This is a genomic window from Citrobacter cronae, from assembly GCF_016893685.1.
In the GTDB taxonomy this organism is placed as follows: Bacteria; Pseudomonadota; Gammaproteobacteria; order Enterobacterales; family Enterobacteriaceae; genus Citrobacter; species Citrobacter werkmanii.
In genome coordinates this window covers 2,086,876-2,102,999 of sequence record NZ_CP069763.1, presented here as the reverse complement: position 1 = coordinate 2,102,999, position 16,124 = coordinate 2,086,876, and the positions used below count along the sequence as shown (strand labels likewise).

Genomic DNA, 16,124 nt, shown 5'->3' with positions numbered 1-16,124 from the left:
TTATTTTTGTACTACGATATTTTCTTGTGAGGGATCAACATGCTGCATTTGCAGCTTTTCCGTTGCGATCCGTTCAACACGGCTATGGTCGCCGAGCGCGTTCTCCTCAAGGATCAAGTTGCGCCATTCGATATCCAACGCATCTCGCTCCAGAACCAACTGCTCACGCTGCGCGGTCAGTAACCGCGTATGGTGTGCGGTTGTCACGACGGTAACCGCCGTCAAAATAATGCAAATGAACAGGCAGAGTGGCAGCTTCCCATACCGCAAAAGATCGTCACCGATCACGCCAGGCAAGGCATGGCGCTCGTTGCTTCCTATCGATCCTTTAACTTTGCTAAGGGCTTCTGTCACTCTGCTGATCATGCGTTCGTCCTCTCTGCAATACGCAGAACTGAACTACGGGCACGAGGATTTTCAGCTACCTCTTCTTCACCCGGCATCATCTTGCCTAGTGCTCTTAACTCACGGCCGCCCAGCTTTTTGATCTGCGCTTCCGTCATCGGTATTCCAGCCGGAACCTGAGGACCACGGCTTTGTTCGCGCATAAAGCGTTTCACAATACGGTCTTCAAGCGAATGGAAACTGATAATCGAAAGGCGACCACCTGGTGCCAGCACGCTGAGCGAGCTTTTTAGCGCCTGCTCTATCTCCTCCAGTTCACTGTTCACCCAGATGCGCACCGCCTGGAAGGTACGGGTCGCGGGATGTTTGAATTTGTCTTTCACCGGCATTGCCGCCGCAATCACTTCCGCCAGCTCTTTGGTGCGGGTCATCGGTTCGATGCGATTGCGCTCGACGATGGCGCGGGCAATGCGTTTACCAAAGCGCTCCTCGCCAAAGGTTTTAATCACCCAGGCAATGTCCGCTTCATCGGCGGTTTGCAGCCATTCGGCTGCGGACTGACCGCGTGTTGGATCCATACGCATATCCAACGGACCGTCACGCATAAACGAGAAACCGCGCTCCGCGTCATCAAGCTGCGGTGAAGAAACGCCAAGATCGAGAAGAATCCCATCGATCTTACCGGTAAGTCCGCGCTCGGCGACATAGTCAGCCAGCGCAGAGAATGGTCCATGAACGATGGAGAAACGGGGATCGATAATCGTCTGTGCAACGGCAATAGCCTGCGGATCGCGATCGATAGCCAGTAAACGTCCCTCTTCGCCAAGCTGGGAAAGGATCAGACGTGAATGACCACCGCGACCAAATGTCCCGTCAATGTAGATGCCGTCTGGACGAATATTCAGGCCGTTGACGGCCTCATCCAGCAACACCGTTGTATGTTTATAATTTTCCATCATTTTATAGAGACAAATCCTGCAATCGTTCCGACAGCGCGCCGGTAACAGACTGCTCAGCGTCGATATCTTCCTTGACCTGTTGATACCAGGTCGTTTCATCCCACAGCTCAAACTTATTGAACTGCCCAACCAGCATCACTTCTTTCGTTAGCCCCGCGTGTTGCCGCAGAATCGGCGCTATCAATAATCGGCCAGCGCTATCCATCTGACATTCGCTGGCATGCCCCAACAACAGGCGCTGTACGCGACGCTCAACTGGATTCATGCTCGACAGACGCGATAACTTCTGCTCGATAATTTCCCATTCAGGCAGGGGGTACAGCAGCAGGCACGGGTGATGGATGTCAATGGTGCAAACCATTTGACCGGTAGCGCACTCGAGCAGTTGATCCCGATAACGGGTGGGCACCGATAAGCGCCCTTTACTGTCGAGATTAACTAACGTTGCTCCCCGGAACATGCCAGTCTCACCCCCGATTACCACTTTATCCCACAAAATCCCACTTAAAGGAGTTTACGGAGCGGAGGAAAACCTTGTCAAGCAAGTCACGGCGCTAAGCGGAGCAAAAAACACATTGTTCACAGCTAATATCAGCGTTGAACAAATTCCGTACAGCAAACGAAGCAAATTAACGTCATGAATATTTGTAAGAAAAAAATCCAACAACTCATGATTGTTTAAAACAACCGAATATCATCAAAAGAAAATATAAAGTGTCAGTTTGCGACGCGAGCGGCATTTTAGGACAATATGCAGCGAGATAACAGTACCAGTTAATCAGTCTGTATGCCGTGCAGGAGCGAGGTAAGCGTAAGGTTGTCGCCATAGGGCAGCAAAGTGTTTGTTAATTCGGCAAACCCTACAAGCATGTAACAAAATAATACAACCGTAACGCATCTTTACGCTTCAATAACCCAAAAATGGAGAGTTGCATTTTTAATTCGGCATAATTCAAGAATCAATTTCAGATAATTCTAAAGAATATTCTTAATTATAATGAGGTTATTTCTGAGAATAGAATATTTGATGACGTCAGAGGCTTATCCCGTTGACGTCACCAAATGAGGCAACTTAGTTACGGCTCAGAATACCGCGACGGTACAGATTACGCCGTATACGCGTTAACCCAGGTTTGGGTTTACGCGGCTCATCCAGACTTGCCAGCACAATCTCCAGCACACGTTCAGCTACATCGCGATGGCGTTGCGCCACCGCGAGCACCGGACACTGCAGGAAGTCGAGCAGTTCGTGATCGCCAAAAGTCGCTATCGCCAAATCAGACGGCAACTGCCCATCGCGACGCAGGGTCACATCCATCACTCCCTGCAACAGAGCAAACGACGTGGTAAACAGCGCCTGAGGCATGGGATGCGTTTCCAGCCATTTATCAAAGAGCTGCGCGGCCGCTTCCCGCTCATAGCTGTTGGCGTAAAGGAAATGAACGTCACGCGGATCGTCTTTCCACGCGGTGCGGAAGCCCTGCTCACGCAGGAAGCTGACGGATAATTCAGGCAGCGCGCCCAGATAAAGTACGGTTTCTGCAGGGAATTTACGTAACTCCTGCGCCAGCATTTCCGCATCATCCTGGTCCGCGCCCACGACGCTGGTGAAATGTTCGCGATCCAGCGCACGGTCCAGCGCCACAATCGGGAATGAACTGTTTGCCCAGCGCTGATAGAACGGATGTTCTGGCGGCAAGGAAGTCGATACAATGATGGCATCAACCTGGCGTTGTAAAAGATGCTCAATACAGCGCATTTCGTTATCAGGCTGATCTTCAGAGCAGGCAATCAACAGTTGATACCCGCGCTGACGCGCCTGGCGCTCCAGATAGTTTGCAATCCGGGTATAGCTTGTGTTCTCAAGATCCGGGATCACCAGCCCGATAGAGCGTGTGCGTCCAGCACGCAACCCGGCCGCCACGGCATTCGGGTGGTAATTATGCTCACGCACCACCGCCATGACTTTTTCAACCGTTTTGTCGCTTACGCGATATTGCTTTGCTTTGCCATTAATAACGTAGCTTGCAGTCGTTCGCGAAACGCCGGCCAACCGAGCGATTTCATCCAGTTTCACAATTGCCCCTTGCGTAAAATGTACAAACCATAACCTTTGTGATGGCATGGGTTAAGTTTCTTAACATCTAAGCGCAGAATAATGACTGCGGCAACCGCTTTTGTCTCTGGTTACTGCTGATTTCGCAAAAAAAAGCGCAACAGATAGCATCAGCGAAAACCCTCCAGGCCGGATAAGGCGTTTACGCCGTCATCCGGCATGGCCTCCGCGATGATGCCTGATGGCGCTGTGCTTATCAGGCCTACAGTCGACTATTAGCGCATGATTTTATCACCGCGAGAAAGCCCCACCACGCCAGAACGGGCTACCTCTACAATTTTGGCGACTTCACGTAATGTTGCCAGGAACGCATCCAGCTTATCACTGGTGCCCGCCAACTGTACGGTGTAGATGGACGGCGTGACGTCGATGATTTGCCCGCGGAAAATCTCCGTGTTGCGTTTCACCTCCTCCCGACCATAGCCGCTGGCGTGGATTTTCACCAACATGATCTCGCGTTCAACATGGGCGCCCTGCCCCAGTTCGCTCACGCGCAGAACATCCACCAGTTTATGTAGCTGCTTTTCGATCTGCTCCAGGACTTTCTCATCCCCTACCGTTTGAATCGTCATTCGCGATAAGGTTGGATCGTCAGTGGGCGCGACGGTCAGGCTTTCAATATTGTATCCACGCTGGGCGAAAAGGCCTATCACACGCGACAAGGCACCCGACTCATTTTCCAGCAATACCGATAATATCCGGCGCATAATCAGGTCCTCTCCGTTTTACTTAACCACATTTCATCCATACCGCCCCCACGAATCTGCATCGGGTAAACATGCTCGCTGCCATCAACGGTGACATCGACAAACACCAGACGACGGTTGCGCACATGCTCCAGCGCTTCACTCAGTTTGCTTTCCAGTTCTTCAGGATGGTTAATCTGGATACCAATATGCCCATAAGCCTCGGCAAGGCGCACAAAATCGGGCAGCGACTGCATATAAGATTGTGAATGACGTCCAGAGTAGATCATGTCCTGCCACTGTTTGACCATGCCGAGATAGCGGTTGTTCAGGTTGAGCACCAGTACCGGCAGCTCGTACTGCAGCGCCGTCGACAGTTCCTGGATGTTCATCTGAATGCTGCCATCCCCGGTCACGCACACCACCGTTTCCTCAGGCAATGCCATTTTTACGCCTAGCGCCGCAGGTAAACCAAATCCCATGGTGCCGAGACCGCCAGAGTTAATCCAACGGCGTGGTTTATCGAACGGGTAGTAGAGTGCGGCAAACATCTGATGCTGACCAACGTCAGAGGTCACATACGCATCCCCTTTCGTCAGATGCCAGATGGTTTCAATCACCGCCTGTGGCTTAATGCTTTCACTTTGCGTGTCATATTTCAGGCACTGACGGGCGCGCCAGTGTTCAATCTGTTGCCACCAGTCACGGTTATCATCCAGCGGCTGCTGATATTTCTCCTGCTCCAGCAGTTCGAGCATCTGATCAAGTACCAGACGAGCATCGCCGACAATCGGAATATCCGCAGTGACGGTTTTCGAAATAGAGGTCGGATCGATGTCGATATGCAGCACGGTCGCATTTGGACAATATTTTGCCAGATTATTGGTTGTTCGATCGTCAAAGCGCACGCCGACGGCAAAGATCACATCGGAATGATGCATGGTCATGTTTGCTTCGTAAGTTCCATGCATGCCCAGCATTCCCAACGCCTGGCGATGTGTTGCCGGAAACGCGCCTAACCCCATCAGCGAGGAAACAACAGGCAGGTTAAGAGCTTCAGCGATCTGGCACAACTGCTCATGGCAGGCGGCATTAACGGCGCCACCACCCACGTACACAACCGGTTTTTTAGCCGCGACTAACGTCTGCAGAGCACGTTTTATCTGCCCTTTATGTCCGGTAGTCGTCGGATTATACGAACGCATACTCACCGACTCCGGCCAGCTGTAAGGCAGTTTCCTGGCGGGATTCAGAATATCCTTCGGCAAATCGACCACAACAGGCCCCGGACGACCGCTTGCCGCCAACCAGAAGGCCTTTTTTAGCACCTGTGGGATGTCTTCTGTTTGTTTGACCAGGAAGCTGTGCTTCACCACCGGGCGGGATATGCCCACCATGTCGCACTCCTGGAAGGCATCGTAGCCAATCAGCGACGTTGCGACCTGCCCGGAGAGGATCACCAGCGGAATGGAATCCATGTAAGCCGTTGCAATCCCGGTAATCGCGTTGGTAGCGCCGGGTCCTGAAGTGACTAATACGACGCCCATCTCCCCCGTGGCGCGCGCAAGGCCATCAGCCATGTGTACCGCGGCCTGCTCATGACGAACCAGCACATGATCAATACCACCGACCGTATGCAACGCATCATAAATATCGAGGACGGCCCCCCCGGGATAACCGAATACCTGCTTTACACCCTGATCGATGAGCGATCGGACGACCATCTCGGCTCCAGACAACATCTCCATGGCTTGCCTCACTCTTATAATGAATAACGGTTTAACAACACATTAACCGCTGACGATGACGCATGGCAATTGACTCCGCTGGAGTAGCCTCAGAGCAAATAAGAATAAAACGGAGGAAAGCGTCGATTTAATGGAGAATTAAACCAGGATAAGTAAATGATATGATAAATAATCGCTTAAAAAGGGGGACTTACAGCTATTACTCTATTTTTTTACACTGTTAGCTAATCCTGGAAAGTGGATTTCAGCATAAAATTTTACATACAAATAAAAAAGCAGAACAAACCAGATGTATTATCCGGCTTGTTCTGCTGAATGCTATTGCTTACAGATGGAGACTAACAGCTCTTCCATCCATTGATGTCCTTTATCCCGGCCTGCAGCTTCATGCCAGGAAAGATAACATGTACGGCTGTTCAATTTTAAAGGTAAAGGTAATATCTGAAGTTCTAAAGAATCAGCGAACTCTTCTGCCAACCAACGTGGCGCAATAGCGACCAGATGCGTTTGCGACACAATATTAAGAACGCTAATTAATGCCATGCCCTGGTAAGCGACGCAGGATTGTTTATCCGGCGTGTCATACCACGGCTGACTGAAAGATGCGAAGCGATCCAGCGAAACCACCGCGTGTTGCTCATTATAAACATCGTTTTCCAATAATGGACCACTAATGCGCGGATGCTTTTTGCTTACCACTAATACCATTTCATCATTGAATAACGGAATACTTGAGAATTCTGGACGACGGAATTCTTCATAGCTAATAACAAACTCTGTTTCCTGATAACGCAGCTGATGCTCGGTATTTTGATTAAGTGAAGATTTAAATATGACATTAATGTTTGGCGCGACCTGTTCAACCCGATTATAAATCAACGATGTCAGGATATTATCTAATGGGCTGCATACGCAGAGATTGAAAACACGTTCACTGCTGGCTGGTTCAAAACCCGATCCAGGCAGTTCGTTTTGCACTAATTGCAATGCCTGACGAATGGAACCAAATAGCTGGAAAGCTCTTGCTGTCGGCTGGATCCCCCGACCATAACGAACAAAAAGCTCATCATTAAACATGACCTTCAGGCGCGCTACCGCATTACTGACCGCTGGTTGCGACATCCCCAGGGTATGCGCAGCGCGGGTAATATTCTGTTCCTGCATTACCGCATCAAAAACGGTTAAAAGATTAAGGTCAACCATGCGAAGTTGCGGTTTTCCTGGCTCTAAAAGATTAGGTTTATCTATTATTTTTACTTCTGGCATAGTTAACTCCACTGTCACTCTAAACTCCCTTTTCCCAGACGGAGTAAAGAAATAACCTCCGCTAATATGATTTACCATGCATATAAAATAAGAAAAAGGAAAAACATTAAAATTAGGAAAACATAAAGGTACAAACCTAAATGAACAAAACAGCAATGCGAGCGCAGTGTGGCAGAGGTCACTGCACGGTGATTCATATGTTTAAATTTCAAAAACAATATAACCATAAGCATGGCGAATATACAATCATACACATCATGAATGTATATTTAAGTTTTAATTAAATGTTTATATTATTAATACATTAAAAGTTAACATTAATTTATCAATCATGTCCTTCCGCTGTGCCCCGATCTATTCAGTATTGCTATAAAAACAGACAAATCATAAAGATATAAAATCTTAATCGCGCCATCGACTTCAACGAACCGTTACAATAAATGCGAATAAATATGCTTAAATATGTCAAACCATGAAAATTATGTACAAGCATCAGCAGATTAATTTTATATACGCCAACAAATTCAGCACAATTCGCTTAAGTTTTGCCTAAACTTTTATCTGCTACAGGGGCATTTACAAGGGATGGGGTTGACATCGGAGTTCATATCCAGTACCACTAAAAGCATATCGCATTCGCCTGGAGCTTAATTGATGACTTACATTGCTCGTTTCAACGGTCTACTACTACTAAACGCATCTTCGTTGCGCGGTAGACTGGTGGACGACATTCAGCATTAAGTCAGCTCCAGTTAAGACAGAAACCCGCGCCGTTGCGCGGGTTTTTTTATGCTCGAAGCAAGGCGCCCTAAAGACCAAGGACCTAAACCATGAGCCAGCAAGTCATTATTTTCGATACCACCTTACGCGACGGAGAACAGGCGTTACAGGCAAGCCTGAGTGTGAAAGAAAAACTGCAGATTGCGCTGGCCCTTGAGCGCATGGGCGTTGACGTGATGGAAGTGGGTTTCCCGGTCTCTTCACCAGGTGACTTTGAATCAGTACAGACCATTGCTCGTCAGGTTAAGAACAGCCGTGTTTGCGCCTTAGCGCGCTGCGTTGAAAAAGATATCGATGTTGCAGCTGAATCCCTGAAGGTCGCTGAAGCTTTCCGCATTCATACGTTTATCGCCACCTCGCCGATGCATATCGCAACAAAATTACGCAGCACGCTGGATGAGGTGATCGAGCGAGCTGTCTATATGGTTAAGCGAGCGCGTAATTACACGGATGACGTGGAATTCTCCTGCGAAGACGCTGGCCGTACTCCTATCGCAGACCTGGCTCGCGTAGTAGAAGCCGCCATTAATGCGGGTGCCAAAACCATTAATATTCCCGATACCGTCGGTTACACCATGCCTTTCGAATTTGGCGCAATCATTTCCGGTCTGTATGAACGCGTACCGAATATCGATAAAGCCATCATCTCCGTACACACCCATGATGATTTAGGCCTGGGCGTCGGCAACGCGCTGGCTGCCGTTCACGCCGGAGCGCGCCAGGTGGAAGGCGCGATGAACGGTATCGGCGAACGCGCTGGTAACTGCTCCCTGGAAGAAGTGATCATGGCGATCAAAGTGCGCAAAGATATCCTGAACGTACAGACCCGCATTAATCATCAGGAGATCTGGCGTACCAGCCAGTTAGTGAGCCAAATCTGTAACATGCCCATTCCGGCTAACAAAGCGATTGTCGGTAGCGGCGCCTTTGCTCACTCCTCCGGCATTCATCAGGACGGCGTACTGAAAAATCGTGAAAACTACGAAATCATGACGCCTGAATCCATCGGCCTGAATCAGGTACAGTTGAACCTGACCTCCCGTTCCGGACGCGCCGCGGTGAAACACCGCATGGATGAGATGGGCTATAAAGAGAGTGAATATAATCTGGACAACCTGTACGACGCTTTCCTGAAGCTGGCGGATAAAAAAGGTCAGGTATTTGATTACGACCTGGAAGCGCTGGCCTTTATTAACAAACAGCAGGAGGAGCCAGAACATTTCCGTCTGGATTACTTCAGCGTGCAATCCGGCTCAAATGACATTGCTACTGCCTCCGTCAAGCTGGCCTGCGGTGAAGACGTCAAAGCCGAAGCGGCGAACGGTAACGGCCCGGTTGATGCCATTTATCAGGCCATCAACCGCGTGACGGAATACAACGTCGAACTGGTGAAATACAGCCTGACCGCCAAAGGGCACGGTAAAGATGCGCTGGGTCAGGTGGATATCGTCGCCAACTATAACGGTCGCCGCTTCCACGGCGTCGGTCTGGCAACGGATATCGTCGAGTCTTCCGCCAAAGCGATGGTCCATGTGCTGAACAATATCTGGCGCGCCGAAGAAGTCGAAAAAGAATTGCAACGCAAAGCTCAGAACAACGAGAACAACAAGGAAACCGTGTGATGTCGAAGAATTACCATATTGCTGTTTTGCCGGGTGACGGTATTGGCCCGGAAGTGATGGCGCAAGCCTTGAAAGTACTGGACGCAATTCGCCACCGTTTTAACATGCGCATTACCACCAGCCACTACGACGTGGGTGGCGCCGCCATTGATAACCACGGTCAGCCGCTGCCGCCGGCTACGGTTGAAGGCTGTGAGCAAGCTGACGCCATTCTGTTTGGCTCCGTTGGCGGTCCGAAATGGGAAAACCTGCCGCCAAACCAGCAGCCTGAACGCGGTGCGCTGCTGCCATTGCGTAAGCACTTCAAATTATTCAGCAATCTGCGTCCGGCAAAGCTGTACCAGGGGCTGGAAGCGTTTTGTCCTCTGCGCGCCGATATCGCCGCTAACGGTTTCGACATCCTGTGCGTGCGTGAACTGACCGGCGGGATCTACTTCGGTCAGCCAAAAGGCCGCGAAGGCAGCGGGCAACATGAAAAAGCATTTGATACCGAGGTATATCACCGTTTCGAGATCGAACGTATTGCCCGTATCGCGTTTGAGTCAGCTCGCCAACGTCGCCGTAAAGTCACGTCGATTGATAAAGCTAACGTGCTGCAAACCTCTATTCTGTGGCGTGAAATCGTTAATGAAATTGCCAATGAATATCCAGACGTTGAACTGGCGCATATGTACATCGACAACGCGACAATGCAGTTGATCAAAGCTCCTTCCCAGTTCGACGTCCTGCTGTGCTCCAACCTGTTTGGCGACATTCTGTCTGACGAGTGCGCCATGATCACCGGTTCAATGGGGATGTTGCCATCCGCCAGCCTGAACGAGCAAGGTTTTGGTCTGTACGAGCCTGCTGGCGGCTCCGCCCCGGATATCGCCGGGAAAAACATTGCTAACCCTATCGCCCAGATCCTGTCGCTGGCGCTGCTGCTGCGCTACAGCCTGGATGCCAACGATGCGGCAACCGCAATTGAGAGCGCCATTAACCGCGCATTAGAAGAAGGCATTCGCACTGGTGATTTGGCCCGTGGCGCTGCCGCAGTCGGTACCGATGAAATGGGCGATATCATTGCCCGTTACGTCGCAGAAGGGGTGTAATCATGGCCAAAACGTTATACGAAAAATTATTTGATGCGCACGTCGTCTTTGAGGCGCAAAACGAAACCCCGCTGCTGTATATCGACCGCCATCTGGTGCATGAAGTCACCTCCCCGCAGGCGTTTGATGGTCTGCGCGCGCATGGCCGTCAGGTGCGCCAGCCGGGTAAAACCTTCGCCACCATGGACCACAACGTCTCAACGCAGACCAAAGACATTAACGCCTCCGGCGAAATGGCGCGTATTCAGATGCAGGAACTGATCAAAAACTGCAATGAATTTGGCGTTGAACTGTACGACCTGAATCACCCGTATCAGGGTATTGTCCACGTGATGGGGCCTGAGCAAGGCGTGACCTTGCCGGGAATGACCATCGTCTGTGGCGACTCCCACACCGCCACCCACGGCGCATTCGGCGCGCTGGCGTTCGGTATTGGCACTTCAGAAGTTGAACACGTGCTGGCAACGCAAACCCTGAAACAGGGTCGCGCCAAAACCATGAAGATTGAAGTCAACGGCAAAGCCGCGCCGGGCATCACGGCGAAAGATATCGTGCTGGCGATTATCGGTAAAACCGGTAGCGCGGGCGGTACCGGGCACGTGGTTGAATTTTGCGGCGAAGCCATCCGTGCGCTGAGCATGGAAGGCCGCATGACCCTGTGTAACATGGCCATTGAAATGGGGGCCAAAGCGGGTCTGGTCGCACCGGATGAAACCACCTTTAACTATGTGCAAGGTCGTTTACACGCACCGAAGGGCGAGGATTTTGCCCACGCGGTTGAGTACTGGAAAACGCTGCAAACCGACGACGGCGCAACGTTTGATACCGTCGTCACTCTGCAAGCAGAAGAGATCGCGCCGCAGGTAACCTGGGGAACGAATCCGGGTCAGGTGATCTCGGTGAACGATAATATTCCCGATCCAGCATCATTTACCGATCCCGTTGAGCGCGCATCGGCGGAAAAAGCGCTGGCGTATATGGGGCTGAAACCGGGCATTCCGTTAACAGAAGTGGCTATCGATAAAGTCTTTATCGGTTCCTGCACCAACTCGCGCATTGAAGATTTACGCGCTGCGGCGAAAATCGCCAAAGGGCGCAAAGTCGCGCCGGGCGTACAGGCACTGGTGGTGCCGGGTTCTGGTCCGGTGAAAGCGCAGGCGGAAGCGGAAGGTCTGGACAAGATCTTTATCGAAGCAGGATTTGAATGGCGCTTACCGGGCTGTTCCATGTGCCTGGCCATGAATAATGACCGCCTGAACCCAGGCGAGCGCTGCGCATCCACCAGCAACCGTAACTTTGAAGGTCGTCAGGGCCGCGGTGGCCGCACGCATTTAGTCAGCCCGGCGATGGCCGCCGCCGCCGCCGTTACCGGCCACTTCGCCGACATTCGCAGCATCAAATAAGGAAACTACCATGGCAGAGAAATTTACCCAGCATACCGGCCTGGTTGTCCCACTGGATGCCGCCAACGTCGATACCGATGCAATTATCCCGAAACAGTTTTTGCAGAAGGTCACACGCACCGGTTTTGGCGCCCATCTGTTTAACGACTGGCGTTTCCTGGACGAAAAGGGTCAACAGCCAAATCCAGAGTTTGTGCTGAACTTTCCGGAATATAAAGGCGCGTCGATTCTGCTGGCGCGGGAAAACTTTGGCTGCGGCTCTTCACGTGAACATGCGCCGTGGGCGCTGACCGACTACGGCTTTAAAGTAGTGATCGCACCAAGCTTCGCCGACATCTTCTACGGCAACAGTTTCAACAACCAACTGCTGCCGGTAACCCTGAGCGACGCGCAGGTCGATGAAATGTTTACCCTGGTGAAAGCCAATCCGGGGATTACATTTGAAGTGGATCTGGTGGCGCAGGTCGTCAAAGCGGGCGATAAGTCCTACAGCTTTAAGATCGATGACTTCCGCCGCCACTGCATGCTGAACGGTCTGGACAGCATCGGGCTGACGCTGCAGCACGAAGCCGCCATCACCGAATACGAAGACAGGCAGCCCGCGTTTATGCGCTAGTCATTGTGACGCCGGATCAGGCCGTTACGCCGCCATCCGGCACTTTATAAATCAAACGTCCTTCACCCGCCCGGTCATCACCAGCGTGACCACCGAAATCGCCGCAATCACCCAGTAAACGGCAAAATGCCCGTAGCTTTGCGCCACCGCTCCCTGAATCACTCCCGCCAGAATCACGCCCGTTGAAATACTGTTGGTAAACAATGTGGTCGCCGATCCCGCACGCCCCGGCATCAGATCCTGAAACCACAGCATTCCTATTCCGGCGATAATGCCGATAAATACCGCGTTAAACAGTTGCAGGACCAGCAGCGCCGTGCGGCTGTGAAAGAAGATCAGACCAAGATAAAACAGTACGCCCGCCGCCACGGCCGCGATCATCATGCGCCGCTTACCAAAGCGTTTCACGTAGTAGCCCGCCAGAATCATCGCCGGAATTTCCAGCCCGGCCGCGGTGCCCATCAGGATCCCGGCCAGCTTGTCCGGCAAGCCCAGCTCAAGGCTAATCCACAGCGGCATATCGATGATGTACATGGTATTGCAGGTCCACATCAGCGTAGAGGCAATAAACAGCATGCGTACATTTTTGTCCTGCCAACCGCTGGCCTGTTCCAGCGGGACATCGACAGGTTGCTCCACCCGAGCCACAGATGGCAGTATCAGCGCGATCAGCACCAGGCTAATGGCAAAAATGCCTGCGGCAATGGAAAACATCGCCGTGAAGCCGTAATTCAGCGCCAGCATAAAAGCCAGCGGCGGCCCTATCACCCACGCCAACGAAAGCTGCGCACGCATCACCGAGCTAAACATTACCACTTCACGCGCCGAGCTATCGGCATATTCCCGCGCCAGCGCAAACAGCTGCGGCATGGCGGTATTTGCCAGCGAAGCCAGCAGCACACCGCAGGTGATCAGCGTGAGATAGTGGCGATTAAAGGCAAACAGCAGCGCGTTGCCGATTGCCATCAGACAACAGAACATGATCAGTTTTCGCCGATCGCCCTGACTGTCGGATCGTTTCGCCAGACCAAGGCTGACCCCGATCCCGGCAATAGCGTTGACGGTATAAAACAGCCCGACCCAAAATGGCTGCGCCCCGACTTCACGGCTCAGAAACAGGCTCAGCGTGGGTGCCTGCAACGCCCCGGCCACACCCATCATAAAAGCGACCAGCATAAATGCCGCGTAAACGCCGTTAAGGCGCCGTCCCATGGTCATAATCCAGAGCATATCTTTCCTTTTAAGCGCAGCTGAAACGAAAAAAGCCAGCAGATAATACCTGCTGGCGCGGCGATTAACACCAATACTCAGTCACACATGATGTCTGCAACTCGCAATTCGGAGGTCAGGCTGTCACCTCCCACTGCATCAGTTCTTCAAGCATCTTTAAGCGCTGCGGTGCGCTCAGGCAAGCCAACCAGGACGATTTTTCCGTCGCAGTAAAGTACTTCAACCAGAACTGACGCATAGATGACCCCTTCGTTGTCTCATCGCTTCATCGGAATCTATTATTGGCTTAATATAGGGATAATAAAATTGCTGAGTTTTCCGCAGGAGTTCCCCTTTTATGTCTTCTGGTCGTTTGCAACAACAGTTCATCCGTCTGTGGCAATGCTGTGACGGCAAAACGCAAGACACGACGCTAAACGAACTGGCGGAGCTGCTGAGCTGCTCGCGCCGTCATATGCGCACCCTGCTTAATACCATGCAGGATCGCGGCTGGTTAACGTGGGAAGCCGAAGTTGGGCGGGGTAAACGCTCGCGCCTGACATTTCTCTATACCGGGCTGGCGCTCCAGCAGCAGCGGGCAGAAGACCTGCTGGAACAGGATCGCATCGATCAACTGGTGCAACTGGTCGGTGATAAAACGGCCGTCAGACAAATGCTGGTTTCCCACCTGGGACGCAGTTTTCGCCAGGGGCGGCACATCATGCGCGTCCTCTATTATCGCCCTATGCGCAATCTGCTCCCCGGCACGGCGTTACGCCGCTCCGAAACCCATATTGCCCGACAAATCTTCAGTTCCTTAATTCTGGTAAATGAGGAAAATGGGGAACTGGAAGCCGACATTGCGCATCATTGGCAGCAGATTTCGCCTTTACACTGGCGATTCTTCCTGCGCCCGGGGATCCATTTTCATCATGGCCGTGAGCTGGAAATGGAGGATGTCATTACCTCGCTACAGCGCATCAACGCGCTGCCGCTGTATTCGCACATTACGCAAATCGTCTCGCCCACCGCCTGGACGCTGGATATCCATCTTGCCCAACCGGACCGCTGGCTTCCCTGGCTACTGGGGCAAGTCCCCGCCATGATCCTGCCGCGAGAATGGGAAACGCTAAATAACTTCTCCAGCCATCCGATTGGCACCGGCCCATATGCCGTGATGCGCAATACTAATAACCAACTGAAAATTCGCGCATTTGATGATTACTTCGGCTACCGGGCGCTGATCGATGAAGTTAACGTTTGGGTATTACCTGACATCGGCGAAGAGCCGGGCGGCGGGTTGACGCTAAAAGGTCCCACGGAGGATGAAAAGGCGATTGAAAGTCGACTGGAAGAAGGCTGCTACTACCTGCTGTTTGATACACGCACCCATCGTGGTGCTAATCAGGAGGTTCGCGAGTGGGCAAGCCGCGTTCTCTCGCCAACCAATTTAATCTGTCACGCCGACGAACAGTACCAGAGACTGTGGTTTCCCGCCTATGGGTTACTCCCCCGCTGGCACCACGCCAAACCCGGGCATGGTGAAAAACCGGCCGGGCTGGAAACGCTAACGCTCACTTACTATCGCGATCACATCGAACATCGGATTATCGCGCAGATCATGAAAACGTTGCTGGCGCAGCATCAGGTACAGCTAAACATTCAGGAGATCGACTACGATCAGTGGCATGCAGGTGACATAGTCAGTGATATCTGGCTCAACAGCGCCAACTTTACCCTCCCGCTGGATTTCTCGCTGTTCGCTCATTTGTGCGAAGTCCCGCTGCTGCAAAACTGTATCTCGCGCGACTGGGAAAACGATGCGGCCCGCTGGCGAACCGGTGAAATGAGCCTGGCGGCATGGTGCCAACAGTTGCTCGCCACAAAGGCCATTGTGCCGTTGATCCACCACTGGCTGATCATTCAGGGCCAGCGTAGTATGCGCGGGCTACGCATGAATACCCTCGGCTGGTTTGATTTTAAATCGGCATGGTTTGCGCCGCCGGATCCCTAAGAGCCAGCTCTTAATTGCTGCCCGGCAACAAAATCACTACACTAACGCCGTTCTCAACGGGGTGCTAAATAAAAAACATACACAAAATCATTCATGATGCCTCAAGGCGGCAAGCKMGTGAATCCCCAGGAGCATAGATAACTATGTGACYGGGGTGAGYGAGCGCAGCCMACAMAGAGGCAGCGTGAATGATGAAGTGTATGGGCTGAGAGATACCCGTCGAACCTGATCCGGATAATGCCGGCGAAGGGATTTGAGGCTTATCTCAA

General features: G+C 51.9%; 15 protein-coding genes. 6 read left to right on the top strand and 9 right to left on the bottom strand.

Translation table 11 applies throughout. The features are described 5' to 3' along the window. The 7 genes from ftsL to leuO all read right to left on the bottom strand — a co-directional run bounded on the left by ftsL (position 1) and on the right by leuO (position 7,120). Positions 1-366 (bottom strand): cell division protein FtsL, encoded by a 366-nt coding sequence (ftsL, locus tag JSN25_RS08985; protein ID WP_006686695.1) that lies wholly within the window; start codon positions 364-366, stop codon positions 1-3. Continuing rightward, the gene (gene rsmH / locus JSN25_RS08980; protein WP_204525637.1) at positions 363-1,304 is read right to left on the bottom strand and encodes a 16S rRNA (cytosine(1402)-N(4))-methyltransferase RsmH; all 942 of its coding nucleotides are present in this window, start codon (positions 1,302-1,304) and stop codon (positions 363-365) included. Before rsmH ends, ftsL begins: the two co-directional genes overlap by 4 nt. A gap of 1 nt (position 1,305) precedes the next feature. After that, positions 1,306-1,764 carry a division/cell wall cluster transcriptional repressor MraZ gene (gene mraZ, locus JSN25_RS08975; RefSeq protein WP_038637194.1) on the bottom strand — a complete coding sequence of 153 codons (459 nt, stop codon included), beginning with the start codon at positions 1,762-1,764 and terminating at the stop codon, positions 1,306-1,308. Positions 1,765-2,376: 612 nt separating this feature from the next. Continuing rightward, positions 2,377-3,381, bottom strand: coding sequence for a catabolite repressor/activator (cra, locus tag JSN25_RS08970; RefSeq protein WP_038637189.1), 1,005 nt, complete (start codon positions 3,379-3,381; stop codon positions 2,377-2,379). Positions 3,382-3,635: 254 nt separating this feature from the next. Next, positions 3,636-4,127, bottom strand: coding sequence for an acetolactate synthase small subunit (gene ilvN / locus JSN25_RS08965; RefSeq protein ID WP_204525636.1), 492 nt, complete (start codon positions 4,125-4,127; stop codon positions 3,636-3,638). Between the two features lie 2 nt (positions 4,128-4,129). After that, positions 4,130-5,854, bottom strand: a complete 1,725-nt coding sequence (gene ilvI / locus JSN25_RS08960) for an acetolactate synthase 3 large subunit (protein ID WP_204525635.1) — start codon at positions 5,852-5,854, stop codon at positions 4,130-4,132. A gap of 318 nt (positions 5,855-6,172) precedes the next feature. Beyond that, positions 6,173-7,120 carry a transcriptional regulator LeuO gene (gene leuO, locus JSN25_RS08955; protein ID WP_038637183.1) on the bottom strand — a complete coding sequence of 316 codons (948 nt, stop codon included), beginning with the start codon at positions 7,118-7,120 and terminating at the stop codon, positions 6,173-6,175. A gap of 654 nt (positions 7,121-7,774) precedes the next feature. Here leuO and leuL point away from each other — a divergent pair. The 5 genes from leuL (at position 7,775) to leuD (ending at position 12,632) form a co-directional block, all read left to right on the top strand. Beyond that, on the top strand, positions 7,775-7,861 hold the full coding sequence (leuL, locus tag JSN25_RS08950) for a leu operon leader peptide (RefSeq protein ID WP_048998978.1): 87 nt from the start codon (positions 7,775-7,777) through the stop codon (positions 7,859-7,861). 89 nt (positions 7,862-7,950) lie between these two features. Beyond that, entirely contained in the window at positions 7,951-9,522 is a 1,572-nt protein-coding gene (leuA, locus tag JSN25_RS08945; protein ID WP_121528578.1) for a 2-isopropylmalate synthase, read from the top strand. Next, the gene (leuB, locus tag JSN25_RS08940; RefSeq protein ID WP_204525634.1) at positions 9,522-10,613 is read left to right on the top strand and encodes a 3-isopropylmalate dehydrogenase; all 1,092 of its coding nucleotides are present in this window, start codon (positions 9,522-9,524) and stop codon (positions 10,611-10,613) included. Before leuA ends, leuB begins: the two co-directional genes overlap by 1 nt. A 2-nt stretch (positions 10,614-10,615) precedes the next feature. Beyond that, positions 10,616-12,016: a 3-isopropylmalate dehydratase large subunit gene (leuC, locus tag JSN25_RS08935; RefSeq protein ID WP_204525633.1), complete on the top strand. Its 1,401-nt coding sequence runs from the start codon at positions 10,616-10,618 to the stop codon at positions 12,014-12,016. A 10-nt stretch (positions 12,017-12,026) separates the two neighbouring features. Beyond that, positions 12,027-12,632 (top strand): 3-isopropylmalate dehydratase small subunit, encoded by a 606-nt coding sequence (gene leuD, locus JSN25_RS08930; protein WP_085048317.1) that lies wholly within the window; start codon positions 12,027-12,029, stop codon positions 12,630-12,632. 51 nt (positions 12,633-12,683) lie between these two features. Here leuD and JSN25_RS08925 read toward each other — a convergent pair whose 3' ends face one another. Then, positions 12,684-13,862, bottom strand: a complete 1,179-nt coding sequence (locus JSN25_RS08925; protein ID WP_085048318.1) for a sugar efflux transporter — start codon at positions 13,860-13,862, stop codon at positions 12,684-12,686. A gap of 115 nt (positions 13,863-13,977) precedes the next feature. Continuing rightward, on the bottom strand, positions 13,978-14,100 hold the full coding sequence (gene sgrT, locus JSN25_RS08920; RefSeq protein WP_016151681.1) for a glucose uptake inhibitor SgrT: 123 nt from the start codon (positions 14,098-14,100) through the stop codon (positions 13,978-13,980). A gap of 99 nt (positions 14,101-14,199) precedes the next feature. Here sgrT and sgrR point away from each other — a divergent pair, with 99 nt between their 5' ends. Further along, complete coding sequence (sgrR, locus tag JSN25_RS08915; RefSeq protein ID WP_204525632.1) at positions 14,200-15,855, top strand: HTH-type transcriptional regulator SgrR; 1,656 nt, start codon at positions 14,200-14,202, stop codon at positions 15,853-15,855. Positions 15,856-16,124: the final 269 nt, after the last annotated feature.

Bases quoted from the DNA above. Each gene is read 5' to 3' on its own strand.
- ilvN (WP_204525636.1), bottom strand. From the start codon at position 4,127: ATGCGCCGGATATTATCGGTATTGCTGGAAAATGAGTCGGGTGCCTTG.
- mraZ (WP_038637194.1), bottom strand. From the start codon at position 1,764: ATGTTCCGGGGAGCAACGTTAGTTAATCTCGACAGTAAAGGGCGCTTA.
- sgrT (WP_016151681.1), bottom strand. From the start codon at position 14,100: ATGCGTCAGTTCTGGTTGAAGTACTTTACTGCGACGGAAAAATCGTCC.
- leuC (WP_204525633.1), top strand. From the start codon at position 10,616: ATGGCCAAAACGTTATACGAAAAATTATTTGATGCGCACGTCGTCTTT.
- rsmH (WP_204525637.1), bottom strand. From the start codon at position 1,304: ATGATGGAAAATTATAAACATACAACGGTGTTGCTGGATGAGGCCGTC.
- leuL (WP_048998978.1), top strand. From the start codon at position 7,775: ATGACTTACATTGCTCGTTTCAACGGTCTACTACTACTAAACGCATCT.
- ilvI (WP_204525635.1), bottom strand. From the start codon at position 5,854: ATGGAGATGTTGTCTGGAGCCGAGATGGTCGTCCGATCGCTCATCGAT.
- leuA (WP_121528578.1), top strand. From the start codon at position 7,951: ATGAGCCAGCAAGTCATTATTTTCGATACCACCTTACGCGACGGAGAA.
- ftsL (WP_006686695.1), bottom strand. From the start codon at position 366: ATGATCAGCAGAGTGACAGAAGCCCTTAGCAAAGTTAAAGGATCGATA.
- JSN25_RS08925 (WP_085048318.1), bottom strand. From the start codon at position 13,862: ATGCTCTGGATTATGACCATGGGACGGCGCCTTAACGGCGTTTACGCG.
- leuD (WP_085048317.1), top strand. From the start codon at position 12,027: ATGGCAGAGAAATTTACCCAGCATACCGGCCTGGTTGTCCCACTGGAT.
- sgrR (WP_204525632.1), top strand. From the start codon at position 14,200: ATGTCTTCTGGTCGTTTGCAACAACAGTTCATCCGTCTGTGGCAATGC.
- leuB (WP_204525634.1), top strand. From the start codon at position 9,522: ATGTCGAAGAATTACCATATTGCTGTTTTGCCGGGTGACGGTATTGGC.
- leuO (WP_038637183.1), bottom strand. From the start codon at position 7,120: ATGCCAGAAGTAAAAATAATAGATAAACCTAATCTTTTAGAGCCAGGA.